The organism is Cellulosimicrobium sp. AB352 (assembly GCF_049538415.1).
In the GTDB taxonomy this organism is placed as follows: domain Bacteria; phylum Actinomycetota; class Actinomycetes; order Actinomycetales; family Cellulomonadaceae; genus Cellulosimicrobium; species Cellulosimicrobium funkei.
The window spans coordinates 140,635-156,112 of sequence record NZ_JBMVFX010000009.1 but is presented as its reverse complement, the minus strand read 5'-3'; the positions used below and the strand labels follow the sequence as shown (position 1 = coordinate 156,112).

At 74.6% G+C, this 15,478-nt stretch carries 15 protein-coding genes; 5 read left to right on the top strand and 10 right to left on the bottom strand.

Translation table 11 applies throughout. The annotated features are described in order from the left end of the window. Positions 1–155: 155 nt before the first annotated feature. Complete coding sequence (locus tag ACPCUX_RS08930) at positions 156–278, bottom strand: hypothetical protein (protein ID WP_255181389.1); 123 nt, start codon at positions 276–278, stop codon at positions 156–158. Positions 279–688: 410 nt separating this feature from the next. On the opposite strand from ACPCUX_RS08930, the gene ACPCUX_RS08925 reads away from it, so the two are divergent. Genes ACPCUX_RS08925 through cydC form a run of 4 tightly spaced genes read left to right on the top strand, consistent with a single transcriptional unit; the run spans position 689 to position 6,949 of the window. Continuing rightward, positions 689–2,203, top strand: a complete 1,515-nt coding sequence (locus ACPCUX_RS08925) for a cytochrome ubiquinol oxidase subunit I (protein ID WP_061266797.1) — start codon at positions 689–691, stop codon at positions 2,201–2,203. Between the two features lie 41 nt (positions 2,204–2,244). Then, the gene (gene cydB / locus ACPCUX_RS08920) at positions 2,245–3,357 is read left to right on the top strand and encodes a cytochrome d ubiquinol oxidase subunit II (protein WP_085387659.1); all 1,113 of its coding nucleotides are present in this window, start codon (positions 2,245–2,247) and stop codon (positions 3,355–3,357) included. After that, complete coding sequence (gene cydD, locus ACPCUX_RS08915) at positions 3,354–5,138, top strand: thiol reductant ABC exporter subunit CydD (protein ID WP_423388580.1); 1,785 nt, start codon at positions 3,354–3,356, stop codon at positions 5,136–5,138. Before cydB ends, cydD begins: the two co-directional genes overlap by 4 nt. Further along, positions 5,135–6,949, top strand: coding sequence for a thiol reductant ABC exporter subunit CydC (cydC, locus tag ACPCUX_RS08910; RefSeq protein ID WP_423388579.1), 1,815 nt, complete (start codon positions 5,135–5,137; stop codon positions 6,947–6,949). The genes cydD and cydC overlap by 4 nt, the downstream gene beginning before the upstream one ends. A 10-nt stretch (positions 6,950–6,959) precedes the next feature. Here cydC and ACPCUX_RS08905 read toward each other — a convergent pair whose 3' ends face one another. The 3 genes from ACPCUX_RS08905 to ACPCUX_RS08895 are packed head-to-tail and all read right to left on the bottom strand — an operon-like array spanning position 6,960 to position 10,377. Next, on the bottom strand, positions 6,960–8,363 hold the full coding sequence (locus ACPCUX_RS08905; RefSeq protein ID WP_423388578.1) for a dipeptidase: 1,404 nt from the start codon (positions 8,361–8,363) through the stop codon (positions 6,960–6,962). Next, positions 8,360–8,893, bottom strand: coding sequence for a hypothetical protein (locus ACPCUX_RS08900; protein ID WP_144682383.1), 534 nt, complete (start codon positions 8,891–8,893; stop codon positions 8,360–8,362). Before ACPCUX_RS08900 ends, ACPCUX_RS08905 begins: the two co-directional genes overlap by 4 nt. Beyond that, complete coding sequence (locus ACPCUX_RS08895) at positions 8,890–10,377, bottom strand: APC family permease (RefSeq protein ID WP_423388577.1); 1,488 nt, start codon at positions 10,375–10,377, stop codon at positions 8,890–8,892. Before ACPCUX_RS08895 ends, ACPCUX_RS08900 begins: the two co-directional genes overlap by 4 nt. A gap of 296 nt (positions 10,378–10,673) precedes the next feature. Between ACPCUX_RS08895 and ACPCUX_RS08890 the strand changes: the two genes are divergently transcribed. Further along, complete coding sequence (locus tag ACPCUX_RS08890) at positions 10,674–11,615, top strand: NAD(P)-dependent oxidoreductase (protein WP_423388576.1); 942 nt, start codon at positions 10,674–10,676, stop codon at positions 11,613–11,615. 16 nt (positions 11,616–11,631) lie between these two features. On the opposite strand, the gene mutM is transcribed toward ACPCUX_RS08890, so the two are convergent. From mutM to coaD, 6 genes are all read right to left on the bottom strand, one after another. Further along, positions 11,632–12,576 carry a bifunctional DNA-formamidopyrimidine glycosylase/DNA-(apurinic or apyrimidinic site) lyase gene (gene mutM, locus ACPCUX_RS08885; protein ID WP_168944353.1) on the bottom strand — a complete coding sequence of 315 codons (945 nt, stop codon included), beginning with the start codon at positions 12,574–12,576 and terminating at the stop codon, positions 11,632–11,634. After that, positions 12,569–13,318, bottom strand: a complete 750-nt coding sequence (gene rnc, locus ACPCUX_RS08880; RefSeq protein ID WP_423388575.1) for a ribonuclease III — start codon at positions 13,316–13,318, stop codon at positions 12,569–12,571. Before rnc ends, mutM begins: the two co-directional genes overlap by 8 nt. Before the next feature lie 5 nt (positions 13,319–13,323). Beyond that, a complete protein-coding gene (gene rpmF, locus ACPCUX_RS08875) occupies positions 13,324–13,518 on the bottom strand; it encodes a 50S ribosomal protein L32 (protein WP_021482203.1) in 195 nt (64 codons plus the stop codon). A 2-nt stretch (positions 13,519–13,520) separates the two neighbouring features. Then, positions 13,521–14,039, bottom strand: a complete 519-nt coding sequence (locus tag ACPCUX_RS08870; RefSeq protein ID WP_163187270.1) for a YceD family protein — start codon at positions 14,037–14,039, stop codon at positions 13,521–13,523. Between the two features lie 280 nt (positions 14,040–14,319). Beyond that, a complete protein-coding gene (locus ACPCUX_RS08865; protein ID WP_228485008.1) occupies positions 14,320–14,904 on the bottom strand; it encodes a hypothetical protein in 585 nt (194 codons plus the stop codon). Between the two features lie 23 nt (positions 14,905–14,927). After that, positions 14,928–15,428, bottom strand: a complete 501-nt coding sequence (coaD, locus tag ACPCUX_RS08860; RefSeq protein ID WP_031315746.1) for a pantetheine-phosphate adenylyltransferase — start codon at positions 15,426–15,428, stop codon at positions 14,928–14,930. Positions 15,429–15,478 lie beyond the last annotated feature (50 nt).

Below are 15,478 nucleotides of genomic sequence, written 5' to 3'. Positions count from 1 at the left end.
TGCCGTCGCCGCGGTCGGCGTCTGCGGCGGTGCCGCGCTGCGCGTCGCGCGGCGGCGGGCGGGCTTGCGCGCCGGGGTCGTCGGGCTCTCGGCCCGGTCCGCGGCGGCGTCCGCCGTCGACTCTGAGGGGGTGCTGTCGGAGGTGCTGTCGAGCGTCACGCGTCGTGCTCCTGCTGCCACAGGGACCGCCCCGCACCGTGCGGCCCGTCGGGCGGTCGGTCGTCGCTCGGGACGAGCGCACCGGAGCGCGTCGTCCGGCGACGGAAGTCGTCGGTCACGGCCGCGGTCCGCGTGCGCGGCGCGGGCGCCTGCCACCGGGCCCTTCGCCCCGGTCGGCGCGCCGACTGCCGCGGTCCGCTGGTGCCGCGATCTCGTGCTCGCCGGGTGAGCGATGCGGAGCCCGCCCGGCTCCGCCCAGTATCGCACAGGGGTGCGGACGAACCCGGGCGACACGCACCGCGCCCCGGGCCGCCGGTCCCGCCGGGCCGGGACCAACGTCCCGGGACCTTGTGAACATAGTCACAAGCGGCGTGTTTTCAGTACTTCACGTCATCTCCCGGCCCTCGGATGCGGCAGATTGGGACCTAGCGCCGGACCCGGGCCGTCTCTCACCGGCCCCCGCCCGGCGGCACCTCCCGATACTCCGCCGTCACTTCCCCGACCCGGTCGGGCCCCCCGAGGAGCGCACGTGGATGCCCTAGCCCTGGCGCGGTGGCAGTTCGCCATCACGACCGTCTACCACTTCATCTTCGTCCCGCTGACGATCGGCCTGTCGCCCCTCGTCGCGATCATGCAGACGGCGTGGGTCCGCACCGGCAACGAGCGCTGGCTGCGCCTGACGAAGTTTTTCGGCAAGCTGCTGCTCATCAACTTCGCGCTCGGCGTCGTGACCGGCATCGTGCAGGAGTTCCAGTTCGGCATGAACTGGAGCGAGTACTCGCGCTTCGTCGGCGACGTGTTCGGCGCGCCGCTCGCCATGGAGGCGCTCGCCGCGTTCTTCATCGAGTCGACGTTCCTCGGCCTGTGGATCTTCGGGTGGGACCGCCTCAACAAGAAGGTGCACCTCGCGTGCATCTGGGCCGTCGCGATCGCGACCAACCTCTCCGCGTTCTTCATCCTCGCGGCGAACTCGTGGATGCAGCACCCGGTCGGCGCGATCTTCAACCCCGAGACCGGGCGCGCCGAGATGAACGACATCGGCGCCGTCCTCACGAACAACACCCTCTGGGCCGCGTTCCCGCACCAGATCACGGCGACCTTCCTCACCGCGGGCACGTTCGTCACGGGCATCGCGGCCTGGTGGATGGTCCGTCTCGTGCGCACCCGCAAGGCGGAGAACGTCGAGCTCGCGCGCGACGTCTACCGCCCGGCCGTCACGCTCGGCGTCATCGCCATGCTCGTCGGCGGGCTCGGCGTCGCCGTCTCCGGCGACATCCAGGGCAAGATCATGTACGAGCAGCAGCCCGGCAAGATGTCGTCGGCCGAGGCGCTCTGCCAGGGCTCCGAGGGTGCCGCGTTCTCCATCCTCACGATCGGCGACCTGTCGAACTCGTGCGAGAACGTCCGGCACCTCATCGAGATCCCCGGTCTCGCGTCCTACCTCGGCACGGGCCACTTCTCCGGGCCGGAGAGCTACCTGCCCGGCGTCGAGGACGTCCAGGAGCAGATGACCGAGCGCTACGGCGACGTCACCGCCTCCGGCGACCCCGTCACGTACACGCCGAACCTCGCGATGACCTACTGGTCCTTCCGGCTCATGATCGGCATGGCCGCCGGCTCCGTGCTCCTCGCGCTCATGGCGCTGTGGCTCACCCGCAAGGGCCGGGTCACCGACAACAAGTGGTTCGCGCGCGTCGGCCTCATCGCCATCCCCATGCCGTTCCTCGCGAACTCGTTCGGCTGGATCTTCACCGAGATGGGCCGCCAGCCCTGGGTCGTCGCGCCGAACCCGACGGGCATCGACCAGATCCGCCTGCTCACCGAGCGCGGCGTGTCCACCGTGGTGAGCCCCGGCGTGGTGCTGACCTCGATGATCGTCTTCACGCTCGTCTACGGGGCGCTGGCCGCGGTCTGGTTCACGCTCATGCGGCGCTACGCGATCGAGGGCGTCCCGCTCACGGTCCGCGACGAGTCCCCGGAGGCCCAGGAGCCGCCGGACGAGGACTCCGAGTCCGCCGACCGTCCGCTGTCCTTCGCGTACTGACACGACGCGCCTGAACCCGCCCAGAAAACTCAGGAGACACCGTGGATCTCGCCGTCGTCTGGTTCGTGCTCATCGCGGTCCTGTGGACCGGCTACCTCGTGCTCGAGGGATTCGACTTCGGGGTCGGCATGCTGCTGTCGATCCTCCCGCGCGGTGACAAGGAGCACCGCGAGAAGGAGCGCCGCGTCCTCATCAACACCATCGGCCCCGTCTGGGACGGGAACGAGGTGTGGCTGCTCACCGCGGGCGGCGCGACGTTCGCCGCCTTCCCCGAGTGGTACGCGACCCTCTTCTCCGGCTTCTACCTGCCGCTCCTGCTCATCCTCGTCGCTCTCATCGTGCGCGGCGTCGCGTTCGAGTACCGCGGCAAGATCCGCGACGAGGGCTGGGCGCGCCGCTGCGACGTCGCGATCCAGGTCGGGTCGTGGGTCCCCGCCGTGCTGTGGGGCGTCGCGTTCGCCAACCTCGTGCGCGGCGTGCAGCTCGACGCCGACCACCAGTTCGTCGGCGGCTTCTTCTCGCTCCTGTCGCCGTTCGCGCTCCTCGGCGGTCTCGTCACGCTGAGCCTGTTCCTGCTGCACGGCTCGGTCTTCGTCGCGCTCAAGACCGACGGCGAGATCCGCGCCCGCGCCCGTCAGCACGCCTCGGTCTTCGGCGTGGCCGCGCTCGTGCTCGCCGGCGGCTGGGCCGTCTGGGCCCAGGTCGCGTACTCGGTGCCCTGGACGTGGGCCGCCGTCGTGCTCGCCGCGGCCGGGCTCGTGACGACGCTCCTCGCGAACCGCAAGGGCTCCGAGGGACGCGCGTTCACGGCGTCGGCCCTGACGATCGTCGCCGCCGTCGTGCTGATCTTCGGCTCGATGTACCCCGACGTGATGCCCGCCGTCGACCCGGCGAACTCGCTGACGGTGCACAACGCGTCGTCGACCGACTACACGCTCACCGTGATGACGTGGGTCGCCGTGATCCTCACGCCGCTCGTCATCGCCTACCAGTCGTGGACGTACTGGGTGTTCCGCCGCCGCCTGTCGACGAAGGACATCCCCGCGCCCGCCGGCCTGTCGCTCAAGAAGGTCCGCGAGGCGGCGTTCGGCGGGGCGTCCTCGGGCGGCTCGACCGGCCGCGGCCTGACCGACGGCGGGGGCTCCGGCTCGTGAAGCCGCTCGACCCGCGGCTCCTGCGCCACGCGCGGGCCGCGCGAGGGTACGTCGTCCTGACGGCAGTGCTCGGGTTCGCCACGGCGGCCCTGGTCGTCGCCCAGGCCCTCGTCCTCGCGTCGGTCCTCGCGCCGGCCGTCCAGGGGACGGCCGACCTGGCCGACCTCGGGCCGCGGGTCGGGCTGCTCGCCGCCGTCGTCGCCGCGCGCGCCGGCACCTCGTGGGCGCAGGAGCGCTTCGCGCTGCGTGCCGCGACGCGGACCGTCGCCGAGCTGCGCGAGCAGGTCGTCACGCACGCCGTGGCACTCGGCCCGCGGTGGCTGGCCTCGGGGCGCGGCCCCGAGGTCGCGACGCTCGCGACGCGCGGGCTCGACCAGCTCGAGCCCTACATGGTGCGGTACCTGCCCCAGCTCCTGCTCGCCGCCACCGTCACGCCCGCGACGCTCGCCGTCGTGCTGGGCCTGGACTGGGTCTCGGCCGTGATCATCGCCGTGACCATCCCCCTCGTCCCGATCTTCATGACGCTCGTCGGGCGTCTCACCGCGGGGACGTCGGAGCGGCGCCTCGTCGTCATGCAGCGGCTCGGCGCGCAGGTGCTCGACCTGCTCGCCGGTCTGCCGACGCTCCTCGCGTTCGGTCGCGCGCGCGGCCCCGAGCGGCGCGTGCGCGCGCTGGGCGAGGCCAACCGCCGCGCGACCATGGGCACGCTGCGCGTCGCGTTCCTCTCCGGCATGGTGCTCGAGCTCCTCACGACCCTGTCCGTGGCCGTCGTGGCCGTGGGCGTGGGCCTGCGCCTCGTGCACGGCGGCATGGAGCTCGAGCCGGCGCTCGCCGTCCTCGTGCTCGCCCCCGAGGTCTACCTCCCGCTGCGCCAGGTCGGCCTGCACTTCCACGCCTCGACCGACGGCATCGCCGCGGCCGAGCAGGCGTTCGCCGTCCTCGACGAGGACGCGCCCGCGCCGGGCACCGCGCCCGCACCCGCGCTCGCCGGGACGACGCTCACCCTGCGCGGCGTGAGCGTGCGGGCCGGGGAGCGCGACGTGCTCGCGCCCGCCGACCTCGACCTCGAGCTCCGGCTCGGGACGTCGAGCGGCCGCGTCGTGGCCCTCACCGGGCCGAGCGGCGCGGGCAAGACGACGACGGCGATGGTCCTGCTCGGCCTCGTACGGCCCGACCGCGGCACCGCGACACTCACCAGGCCCGACGGCGCCCGGCTCGACCTGGCCGACGTCGACCCCCAGACGTACTGGCCCCAGGTCGCGTGGCTCCCCCAGCGCCCCGTGCTCGCGCCGGGGCGGCTGCGCGACGTCGTCGCCGGCGGCCTGGAGGTCACCGACGCCGACCTCGACCGCGCGGCGCGCACCGCCGGCCTCGACACGGTGCTCGCCACGCTGCCCGCGGGCTGGGACACCGAGGTCGGGCGCGGCGGCGTCGGGCTGAGCGTCGGCCAGCGCCAGCGCGTCGCGCTCGCCGCGGCGCTGCTCGGCGACCCGGCGCGCGTCCCGCTCGTCGTGCTCGACGAGCCGACCGCCCACCTGGACGCGCGCGGCGAGCAGGTCGTGCTCGACGCCGTGCGCGCATTCCGCGACCAGGGGCGCACCGTCGTCGTGGTCGCGCACCGCGCCTCGCTCGTGCGCGCGGCGGACGACGTGGTCGAGGTCCGCTCCGCACGGCTCGACCCGTCCCCGGCGAGCCCGGACGCCGACCCGGCCGACCCCCAGGGCACTGCCCTGGCGGTCGGCGCCGCCACCTCCACGACCCCCGAGGGGAGCGTCCCGTGACCGGACCTCGTGCCCGCCTCGCCGCCGACCCTCTGTGGCGCGCGGTCGGGCTGCTCGACGTGCGCTGGCGCCGCGTCGTGTGGGCGGTCGTGCTCGGCACGCTCTCGCTCGGGAGCGCCGTCGGCCTCGCGGCCGCCGCGGCGTGGCTCATCGCGCGCGCCTCGCAGATGCCGCCGGTCCTCACGCTGTCCGTCGCGGTCGTCGGCGTGCGCGCGTTCGGCATCTCGCGCGGCGTCTTCCGGTACCTGGAGCGGCTCGCGTCGCACGACGTCGCGCTGCGCGGCATGGCGTCCCTGCGCGCCAACCTCTACACCGCGCTCGCGCAGGGCTCGCCCGCCGCGCTCGTCGGGCTGCGACGCGGCGACCTGCTCGCGCGCGTCGGCGCGGACGTCGACGCGGTCGGCGACGTGGTCGTGCGCGCGTTCGTGCCCGCCGGGGTCGCGCTCGCCGTGTCGGTGGGGTCCGTCGTGCTCGTGGGCGCCTTCCTGCCCGCGGCCGGGGTCGCGCTCGGACTGTGCCTCCTGCTCGCCGCCGTCGTCGCGCCGTGGCTCTCCGCCCGGTCGGCGCGCGAGGTCGAGGCGCGCGGCGCCACGACGCGCGCGGCGATGACCGCCACGACGCTGGAGATCCTCGAGGAGTCCGGGCCGCTCGCCGTGTCCGGGCGCCTCGGCACGCGCCTCGACGACCTGCGCGCGACCGACCGGGCGCTCGCCCGCGTGACCGACGACGGCGCCCGCCCCGCCGGGGTCGCGGCCGGGATCGCCGCGCTCGCCGTCGGCCTCGCGGTGCTCGCGTCGCTCCTGCTCGGCATCCCGGCCGTCACCGCCGGCACGCTCGCGCCCGTCGAGCTGTCCGTCATCGTCCTCACGCCCCTCGCGGTGTTCGAGGCGGCGAACACGCTGCCCGCCGCCGCCGTCCAGCTCCACCGCTCGCGGCAGGCCGCCGCGCGCGTGGTCGGACTCCTCGACGGGCCGGCGCCCGCGGCAGGCCGCGGCCCGACCCCTGCCCCCGGCGAGGCGGGCCGCGCCCCGGACCCGCGCACGTCCCTCGTGCTCGACGACGTCGCGGCCGGCTGGCCGGGCACCGGACGCACCGTCGTCGAGGGCGTGGACCTCGCGCTCGCGCCGGGCCGTGCGGTCGCCGTCGTCGGGCCGTCGGGCGTCGGCAAGACGACGCTGCTCGCGACCGCCGCCGGGCTCGTCCCGGAGGTCGCGGGGCGCGTGCTCCTCGACGGCTTCCCGACGGGTGACCTTGCGCGCGAGGACGCGGCGCACCACGTCGTGCTCGTCGCGGAGGACGGGCACGTGTTCGACACGACCGTGCTGGAGAACCTGCGCGTCGCGCGCGGCGACGTCACGACCGAGGAGGCCGAGACCGCCCTACGCGCCGTCGGCCTCGACCCGTGGCTCGCCGCGCTGCCCGACGGCCTGGAGACGCTGCTCGGCCCCGACGCCACCACGGTCTCGGGCGGCGAGCGCCGCCGTCTGCTCGTGGCCCGCGCGCTCCTGTCCCCCGCGCCGCTGCTGCTGCTCGACGAGCCCGCGGAGCACCTCGACGCCGCGGGTGCCGACGCGCTCGTGCGGCACCTCGTCGCGACGACGCGCGCCGCGCAGGACCGGCGCGGCGTCGTCCTCGCGACGCACCGGCTGAGCGCGCTGGAGGCGGTCGACGAGGTGCTGCTGCTCGGGGTCCCCGACGGCGCGCCGGACGGCGCCCCCGCGCGCGTCGTCGCGCGCGGGACGCACGCCGAGCTGCTCGGGCTCCCCGCCTACCGCTGGGCGCTCGACCAGGAGGCCCCCGCGGTGCGGTGAGCCCGCGACGTCAGCCCTCGCCGAGGCGCGCGAGGAACAGCGCCTCGCCGACCGCGAGGTTCTCGATCTCGCTGGGCGCGACCGACTCGTTCGGCGCGTGGATGAGGCACGCGGGCTCCTCGACCCCGAGGAGCACGATCTCCGCGTCCGGGTACTGGCCCGCGAGCACGTTGCACAGCGGGATCGAGCCGCCCTGGCCCGCGGTGACCGTCTCACGCCCGTACGCGTCCGCGAGCGCCCCCGTGAGCGTGTCGAACACGTGCCCGCTCGTGCGGGCCGCGAACGGCTGCCCGACGGCGTCGCGCTCGACCCGCACGCGCACCCCCCAGGGCGCGTGGGCCTCGAGGTGCGCGACGAGCTTGTCCTGCAGGTCCTGGGCGTCGGCGCCGGGCGGTACGCGCAGGTTGAGCCGCGCCGAAGCGCGCGGCTGGATCGCGGCCGCGGAGCCGACGACGCTCGGCGCGTCGATCCCGAGGATCGTCACGACGGGCCGCGCCCACAGCCGGTCGGCGACGCTGCCGGTCCCGACGAGCCCGACGCCGTCGAGCACGCCCGCGTCGCGGCGGAACTGGTCCTCGTCGTACGCGACCCCGTCCCACGTGCCGTGCGCGACGGCGGCCGGCACGCCGTCGATGGTCGTGTCGCCGTGCTCGTCCCGCAGGCTCGCGAGGATCGCGACGAGGGCCGCGAGCGCGTCGGGCGCGGCGCCGCCGAACATGCCGGAGTGGATCTCGCCCTCGAGCGCCTCGACGTGCACGACGACGTTCGCCGCGCCGCGCAGGGTCACGGTGAGCGTCGGGAGGCCGAGCTCGGCGTTGCCGGTGTCCTGCACGAGCATCGCGTCGGCCGCGAGCGCCCCGGGGTTCGCCTCGACCCACCGGTCGAGGCCGCCCGTCCCCTGCTCCTCGGAGCCCTCGACGACGAGCCGAACCCCGACGGGGAGGTCGTCGCCGCCGAGCGCGCGCAGGGCCCGCAGCGCGGTGAGGTGCGTGACGACGTTCCCCTTGCAGTCCGCGGCGCCGCGCCCGTAGAGGCGACCGTCGCGCTCGGTGAGCTCGAAGGGCGGGCTGGTCCACGCCGCGTCGTCGAGGGGCGGCTGGACGTCGTAGTGCGCGTAGAGCAGGACGGTGGGCGCGCCGTCGGGCCCGGGACGGTGGCCCAGGGCGACCTGCGACCCGTCGGGCGTGACCTCCAGGCGCGTGTCGATCCCCTCCGCGCGGAACGCGTCGGCCACCCAGCGGGCGGCGCGCTCGCACTCGGCGCGGGGGTAGAGGCGCTCGTCGGCGACGGACGGGATGGCGACGAGCGTGCGCAGGTCGTCGAGCGCGCGCGGCAGGAGGCCCTGCACGGCGGCCCGCACCTCCTCGACGCGCCCGGTGGCGTCGGGTCGTGCTCCGGTGCTCGGCTGGCTCACGCGTCCTCCTCGGTCGTGGTTCCGGTGGTGGCGTCGGTGCCCTCGCCGCCCTGCTCGGTGGTGCGGCCGGGGTCGAGGTCGAGCGAGTCCACGTACGCGTCGAACGCGGCGAGCTGGTCGGGGCAGTAGACCTCGATGACGAGCCGGTCGCCGGCGAGGCGGCGCTCGTCGAGCACGGAGGGCCGCAGGCCGGGGCCGGCGGCCCCGTTTGCCGCGCCGAGGTTCGCGGTCGCCTCGACGAGGGCGGCCGGGTCGGCGCAGAAGCCGCCGCCGTCGTCGCCGAGGACGTCGGCGATCGTCTCCTCGCTGAAGGCGGTGATCCCGATCGCGGCGAACTGCTCGTGCAGCTCGGCCGCCTTCTGCTCGGCCTCGCGCGCGTCGCGGTTGGACCGCACGTTGTCGAACACGATCAGCATGACGGCGCCGAGGGCGACGAGGAGCAGAGCGGCGGCGGTGTACGTGACCCACCGCTTCGACGAGACCGGCTCGGGCTCGTGCTCGGGGACGTGGGAGGGACGGGTCGTGGTCATGCCGCGTCGCCCTCCCCCGCCTCGTCCGCCGCCGCGAGCGCCGCGGCCTCGGGGTCCCTCCAGGACGGCTTGCGCAGCAGGTAGAAGAGCGCCGGGACGAGGATGCCGATGATCCCGAGGCCGCCACCGACGATCAGCACGTAGACGCCCACGTTCCCGCTGGAGAACTGCGCGGGCGGCACGAACCCGATGATCATCGCGGCCACCGAGGCGCAGAACCCGACGACGCACAGGAGCGTCAGCGCGGGCGCGCGGTAGCCGCGCGGGTGGTCGGGTGCCCGACGGCGCAGCCGCACCGCCGCGACGAACAGCAGCAGGTACATGACGAGGTACACCTGCGTCGTGATGACGGACAGGATCCAGTAGGCGCTCGAGACGTCGGGGATGAAGGCGTACAGGAGCGCGATGCCGGTCGTGATGACGCCCTGCGTGACGAGGATGTTCTGCTGCACGCCGTGCTTGTTGAGCCGCTGCAGGAACGGCGGGAGGTAGCCCTCCTCGCGCGCGACCGTGAGCAGGCCCTTCGACGGCCCGGCGAGCCAGGTGAGCATGCCGCCGAGCGACGCCGCGATGAGCATGAGGCCGAGGATCGGCGTCAGCCAGCTCACGCCGAAGTTGGCGAAGAACGCGTCGAACGCCTGCATCACCCCGGCGGTCAGGCTGAGCTGGTCGGCGGGGATCACCCAGCTGATCGCGACGGCCGGGAGGATGAAGATCACGAGGACGAGCCCGATCGCCAGGAACATCGACCGCGGGAACTCCGTGGCCGGCCTGCGCAGGCTCGTCACGTGCACCGCGTTCATCTCCATGCCCGCGTACGACAGGAAGTTGTTGACGATGAGCACCAGCGACGCGAGCCCGGTCCAGGCGGGCAGCAGGTGCTGCGCGTCCATCGGCGCGGCCGACGGGTTGCCCTGGGCCAGGAAGACGATGCCGAGCACGACGAGGATCGCGGCCGGGACGAGCGTCCCGATAACGAGGCCCCAGCTCGACAGCCCCGCGACCGTCTTGGTGCCCTGGGAGGAGAGCCACACGCCCGTCCAGAAGAGCACGACGATGACGATCGCGACGTAGAGCCCGTTGCTCGCGAGGCTCGGGTCGATGACGTAGGCGAACGTGCTCGCGACGTACCCGAGCAGGCTCGGGTAGTAGAAGATCGTCATCGCGAACTGGCACCAGATCGCGAGGAACCCGAGCGGCTTCGACACGCCGTCCGCGACCCAGCGGTACACGCCGCCGGACCACCCCGACGCGAGCTCGGCCGACACGAGCGACGTGGGGAGCAGGAACACGAGCGCCGGGACCACGTAGAGGAACACGGCCGCGAGGCCGTAGACCGCCATGGTCGGCGCGGCGCGCAGGCTCGCGACCGACGACGTGATCATGAACGCGAGCGTGAGCCACGTGATGTAGTTCTTCGGTGTCCGTGCCGTGATCGCCGCGCGCACCTCAGCGTGCGTCGGCGCGCCCGTGGACGAGCCCATCCCCCACCCCCGAAGCCGTGACCCCGCCGGGGCCGACCGGGACGGCGCGCGGACGGCGCGTCGTCGGAACACCGCGAACATATCGCCGCGACGCAGGTCGCGCCTGGGGAGTCGTCCGGGGCGCGGCCAGGTCGCGGACCGGGCGCCGCACCGGCACGGGGTCGGCGCCGGGCCTGCTCAGAGGTGGCGCGAGGGCGGCTCGGTGGCGGCTCGGACGCGGTGATACGTTCGCGAGGCGGCCCGTCCCGCGCAGCGCGAGGGCCGTGACGACACCACGGACGACCTCAGGAGCAGCGGTGAAGATCCTCGTGCCCGGCACCATCGCCCTCGACGTGCACGCGGGCCCGGACGACGAGGTCGTCGTGTACGACGCCGCGGCCCCGTTCCGCCCCGAGGACGCCGACGCCGCGGTGCTCGTGGTGTGGGGCAGCTCCGCGGAGAACCTCGGCGACGCCGCGACGCGGCTCCCGCGCCTGCGCTGGGTCCAGACGCTCGCCGCGGGCCCCGACGCCGTGCTCGCCGCCGGGTTCGGGCCGGACGTGACGATCACCTCGGGCCGGTCCCTGCACGACGGCCCCGTCGCCGAGCACGCGCTCGCGCTGGTCCTCGCCGTCGTGCGCCGGCTCGACGTGCTCGGAGCGGCTCAGCGCGAGCACCGGTGGGACACCGCGGTGAACCAGGCGCAGGCGGACCCGGCGACGGCCGCGCGCTACACGCTCGACGGCGCACGCGTGACCGTGTGGGGCTTCGGCTCGATCGCCGCCCGGCTCGCGCCGCTGCTCGCGGCGCTCGGCGCCGACGTGACGGGCGTCGCGAGCCGCCGCGGCGAGCGGCACGGCTTCCCCGTCGTGACCGACGACGACCTCCCCGACGTGCTCGCCTCGACCGACGTGCTCGTCTCGCTCCTGCCCGCCCTCGACACGACGCGGCACGCGTTCGACGCCGCGCGGATCGACCAGCTCCCCGACCACGCGGTCTTCGTCAACGTCGGCCGCGGCGCCACGGTCGACGAGGACGCGCTCGTCGCCGCGCTGCACGACGGGCGCCTCGGCGGCGCCGCGCTCGACGTCACCGGGTCCGAGCCCCTGCCCGCGGAGTCACCCCTGTGGGACGCGCCGCGCCTGGTCCTCACGCCGCACGTCGCGGGCAACCGGCCCCAGCGCGCGTCCGAGCTCGTCAACGCCAACCTCGACGCGCTCCGCGCGGGCCGCGAGCTCCGCAACGTCGTCCCCCGCTGAGGGGCGCTTCCGGGGTCTACCAGCGGCCGTTGCGGGGGCGCGGCTGGCACCGCGGGCACGTGTACGACGAGCGGTTCATGAACTCGTCGCGCCGGACGGGCGTGCCGCACCGGGGGCACGGCTCGCCCTCCTGCCCGTACACGGCGAGCGACCGCGAGAAGTAGCCGGACTGGCCGTTCACGTTGACGTACAGCGCGTCGAAGCTCGTGCCGCCCTGCGCGAGGGCCTCGGTCATGACCTCGGCCGCCGCGTCGAGCAGACGGTGCGCCTCGGGACGGCGCAGCGTGTCCGTCGCGCGGGCGTAGTGCAGCCGGGCGCGCCACAGCGCCTCGTCCGCGTAGATGTTGCCGACCCCGGACACGACGGTCTGGTCGAGCAGCGCGCGCTTGACGCCCGTCCGACGACGCCGGATCGCGTCCACCACGTCGTCGCGCCGCAGCGACGGGTCGAGCAGGTCCCGGCCGATGTGCGCGACGGGCGCCGGGACCGCGGCGAGGTCGGAGCCGAGGCCGCCGGGGGCGCCGTCGGGCGTCGGGACGAGGTCCTGGACGGACAGGTGCCCGAACGTGCGCTGGTCGACGAAGTCGAGCGCCTGCGCACCGTACGCGGTGCGGTCGTCGTGCTCGAGCACCACGCGCACCCGCAGGTGCGGCGAGCGGTCGGCGAGCGCGACGCCGGAGCGGACGAGGAGCTGGCCCGACATCCCGAGGTGGGCCAGCAGGGCGGCGGCGGGACCATCGTCGGACCCGGCGGCGGGCTCGAGCGGGAGCCAGAGGAACTTGCCGCGGCGCACCGCGGCGCCGAGCCGCTGGCCGAGCAGCTCGTCGCGGAAGCCCGCCGGCCCGCCCTCGTGGCGCCGCACGCTGTAGTCGCGCAGCACCTCCACGTCGACGACGCGGGCGCCCACGACGTGGCGGGCGAGACCGTCGCGGACGGTCTCGACCTCGGGCAGCTCAGGCACCGGCGTCCTCGGCGGCGACCGGCGAGGCCGCGGACGCCGCCTCGCGCTCGGCCTGCTCCGCCGCGAGCGCGCGGTACGCGCGCTCCGCGGCCTCCTGCTCGGCGTACTTCTTCGCCGTCCCGCTGCCCGTGCCGTAGAGGCGGCCGTCGAGGTGCACGTACGACGTGAAGACCCGCGCGTGGTCCGGCCCGACGGCGTCGCTCGAGTACGACGGCGCGCTCAGCCCGGCCGCGGCCGCGGCCTCCTGGAGCGACGTCTTCCAGTCGAGCCCGGCACCCAGACCGGCCGCCGCCGACAGCGTCGGCTCGACGAGCCCGAGCACGAGCCCGCGGGCCGGCTCCAGGCCGTGGCTCAGGTAGACCGCGCCGATGATCGCCTCGACCGTGTCGGAGAGGATCGAGTCCTTGTCGTTGCCGCGCGTACGGATCTCGCCCTTGCCGAGCAGCACGTACTGCCCCAGGCCGAGCCGGCGCGCGATCGCGGCGAGCGACTTCTGCGAGACGGTCGCGGCCCGCATCTTGGCGAGCTCGCCCTCGGACAGGTCGGGGTGGCGGCGGTAGAGGGTCTCCGTGACGACGAGGCCCAGGACGGTGTCACCGAGGAACTCGAGACGCTCGTTCGTGGGGATGCCGCCGTTCTCGTGCGCGAACGACCGGTGCGTGAGCGCAAGCACGAGAAGCTCGGGGTCCAGATGGACCCAGAGCTTCTCGAGAAGACCGGATGCCGGTGCAGCCGGTGCCACGCGCCTCAGCCTGCGTGCTCGGTGCGCAGCGCCTCGGCGTACTGGCGGCCCTTGTAGGTACCGCACGTCGGGCACGCCGCGTGCGACAGCTTGTCGCCCTTGCACTGCGGGCAGGTGGTGAGGTTCGCGGCGGTCGTCTTCCACTGCGAACGACGCGCACGGGTGTTGCTGCGCGACATCTTGCGCTTCGGAACAGCCACGGCTAGCTCTCTTTCGTCTCGTCGGACACGTTCGAGGTGTCGAACATGCTCTCCAGCGCCGACCACCGAGGGTCGACAAGTTCGTGGGTGTGGCCCGGGTCGTCCGCCAGGCGCGCACCGCACTCGGAGCACAGCCCCGGGCAGTCCGCTCGGCACACCGGACTGAATGGTAGTGCAGTGACGACCGAATCCCGTAGCGCGGGCTCGATGTCCGCGAGGTCGCCGTCCAGCTCGTAGACGTCCTCGGCGTCCTCCAGGTCGTCGCCCGACTCCTCGGCGGCCTTCGCGCGCTCCGGGTAGGCGAACAGCTCGCCGAGCTCGACCGAGACGTCCTCGTGCACCGTGTCGAGGCAGCGCACGCACTCCCCGACCGCACGCCCCGTCACCGTCCCGGAGACGAGCACGCCCTCCATGACGGCCTCGAGACGCAGGTCGAGCTCGAGCTCGCTGCCCTCGGGGATGCCGATGACTGCGGTCCCGAGGTCGGCCGGCGCGGGGACGGTCCGGCGGACCGTCAGCATGCTCCCGGGTCGCCGAGCGAGCTCGTGCGTGTCGAGCACGAGCGGCGACGTCTTCTCGGCGGTGATGGTGCGCTCCAGGATCGGAGCCCGCAGGCGTGGGCGCCCGCGGACGGTGGTCAACGATGGTCGGGGGCCGGCGACCGCTCGACGGCGGCTGCCAGGCACGGGTCGACGCGTGACACGACGAGCCAAACATCGATCTTACGTCACCGGACGCCGTGGTCGCCACCTTCGCGGTGGCGACCGCGACGGTCGTCGGGCCCGGCGACCGGCACGCCCGTCAGCGGGCCGCGCGCTCCCCGCCGCGCTCGCGCATCGTCGCCGGGAACGGCGACTCGTCGGCGTCGCCGAAGCGGTCGCCGAGCCGGTCCGCGAGCTTCGCCCGGCCGGCCTGGACCTGCGCGAGGAGCTTCCCGAGGTCCACCTCGAAGTCCGCGAGCCGCCGGTCGCAGTAGTCGTCGGCGTCGCGCTGCAGCACGGCAGCCGCCTCCTGCGCCTCGTCGACGATGTCGCGGGCGCGCGCCTCCGCCTGGACCACCACCTGCTCCGTCTGCACGAGCTCGATCGCCCGGGCGCGCGCCGTCGTGAGGATCTCCTCCGCCTGCCGGTGCGCGTCCTCGAGCACGGCGTCCGCCTGCGCGAGCACCTCGTCCGCGTGCGCGAGCTGCTCCGGCAGCGCGCCCCGCAGCTCGTCCAGGAGCGCGAGGGCGTCGCCCTTGTGCACCAGCACCGACGCGGACATCGGCATCGTGCGCGCCGACTCGACGAGGTGCGTGAGGTCGTCGAGGATCGCGTTCAACCCGACCTGCGCCTCCTCGCCCGCGCGGTCCTCGTGCGTCGGCCGTCGGTCCTGCTGCTCGCTCACGTACCCGGTCCTTCCCGTCGTGCTCACCTGCTGGTCCCCTGCGTCCGTGCCAGCGCCGCCCGGACGGCGTCGCCCACCCCCGGCGGGACGAGGTCGTCCACCGGTCCCCCGTACCGCGCGATGTCCTTCACGAGCGACGACGCGACGTGCAGGAGCGCCGCGTCGCCCGCGACGAACACCGTCTCGACCCCCGCGAGGTGCCGGTTCATGAGCGCCATCGGCAGCTCCGCGTCGAAGTCGGCACCGCCGCGCAGGCCCTTGACCACCGCCGTCGCACCGACGTCGCGGCAGAAGTCGACGAGCAGCCCCGGCACGACCTCGACCCGGACGCCGTCCAGCCCCGCGTCCCGCACCGCGGACCGCGCGAGGTCCACGCGCTCGTCGACGCTCAGGAGCGCCGACTTCGACGCGTTCCGCGCGACGCCGACGACGACCTCGTCGAAGAGGGCGCGCGCACGGCGGACGATGTCGAGGTGGCCCAGGGTGATCGGGTCGAACGACCCGGGACAGACGGCTGTGGTCACCTCGTCACGGTAGTACACGGGGGCCGCCGGACCCGGGCGGCGCGGCCGGG

What these genes read in the sequence shown, in the direction of transcription:
- ACPCUX_RS08895 (WP_423388577.1), bottom strand. Translation starts at nt 10,377, where the DNA reads ATGGGCTCGTCCACGGGCGCGCCGACGCACGCTGAGGTGCGCGCGGCG.
- ACPCUX_RS08900 (WP_144682383.1), bottom strand. Translation starts at nt 8,893, where the DNA reads ATGACCACGACCCGTCCCTCCCACGTCCCCGAGCACGAGCCCGAGCCG.
- ACPCUX_RS08870 (WP_163187270.1), bottom strand. Translation starts at nt 14,039, where the DNA reads ATGCTGACGGTCCGCCGGACCGTCCCCGCGCCGGCCGACCTCGGGACC.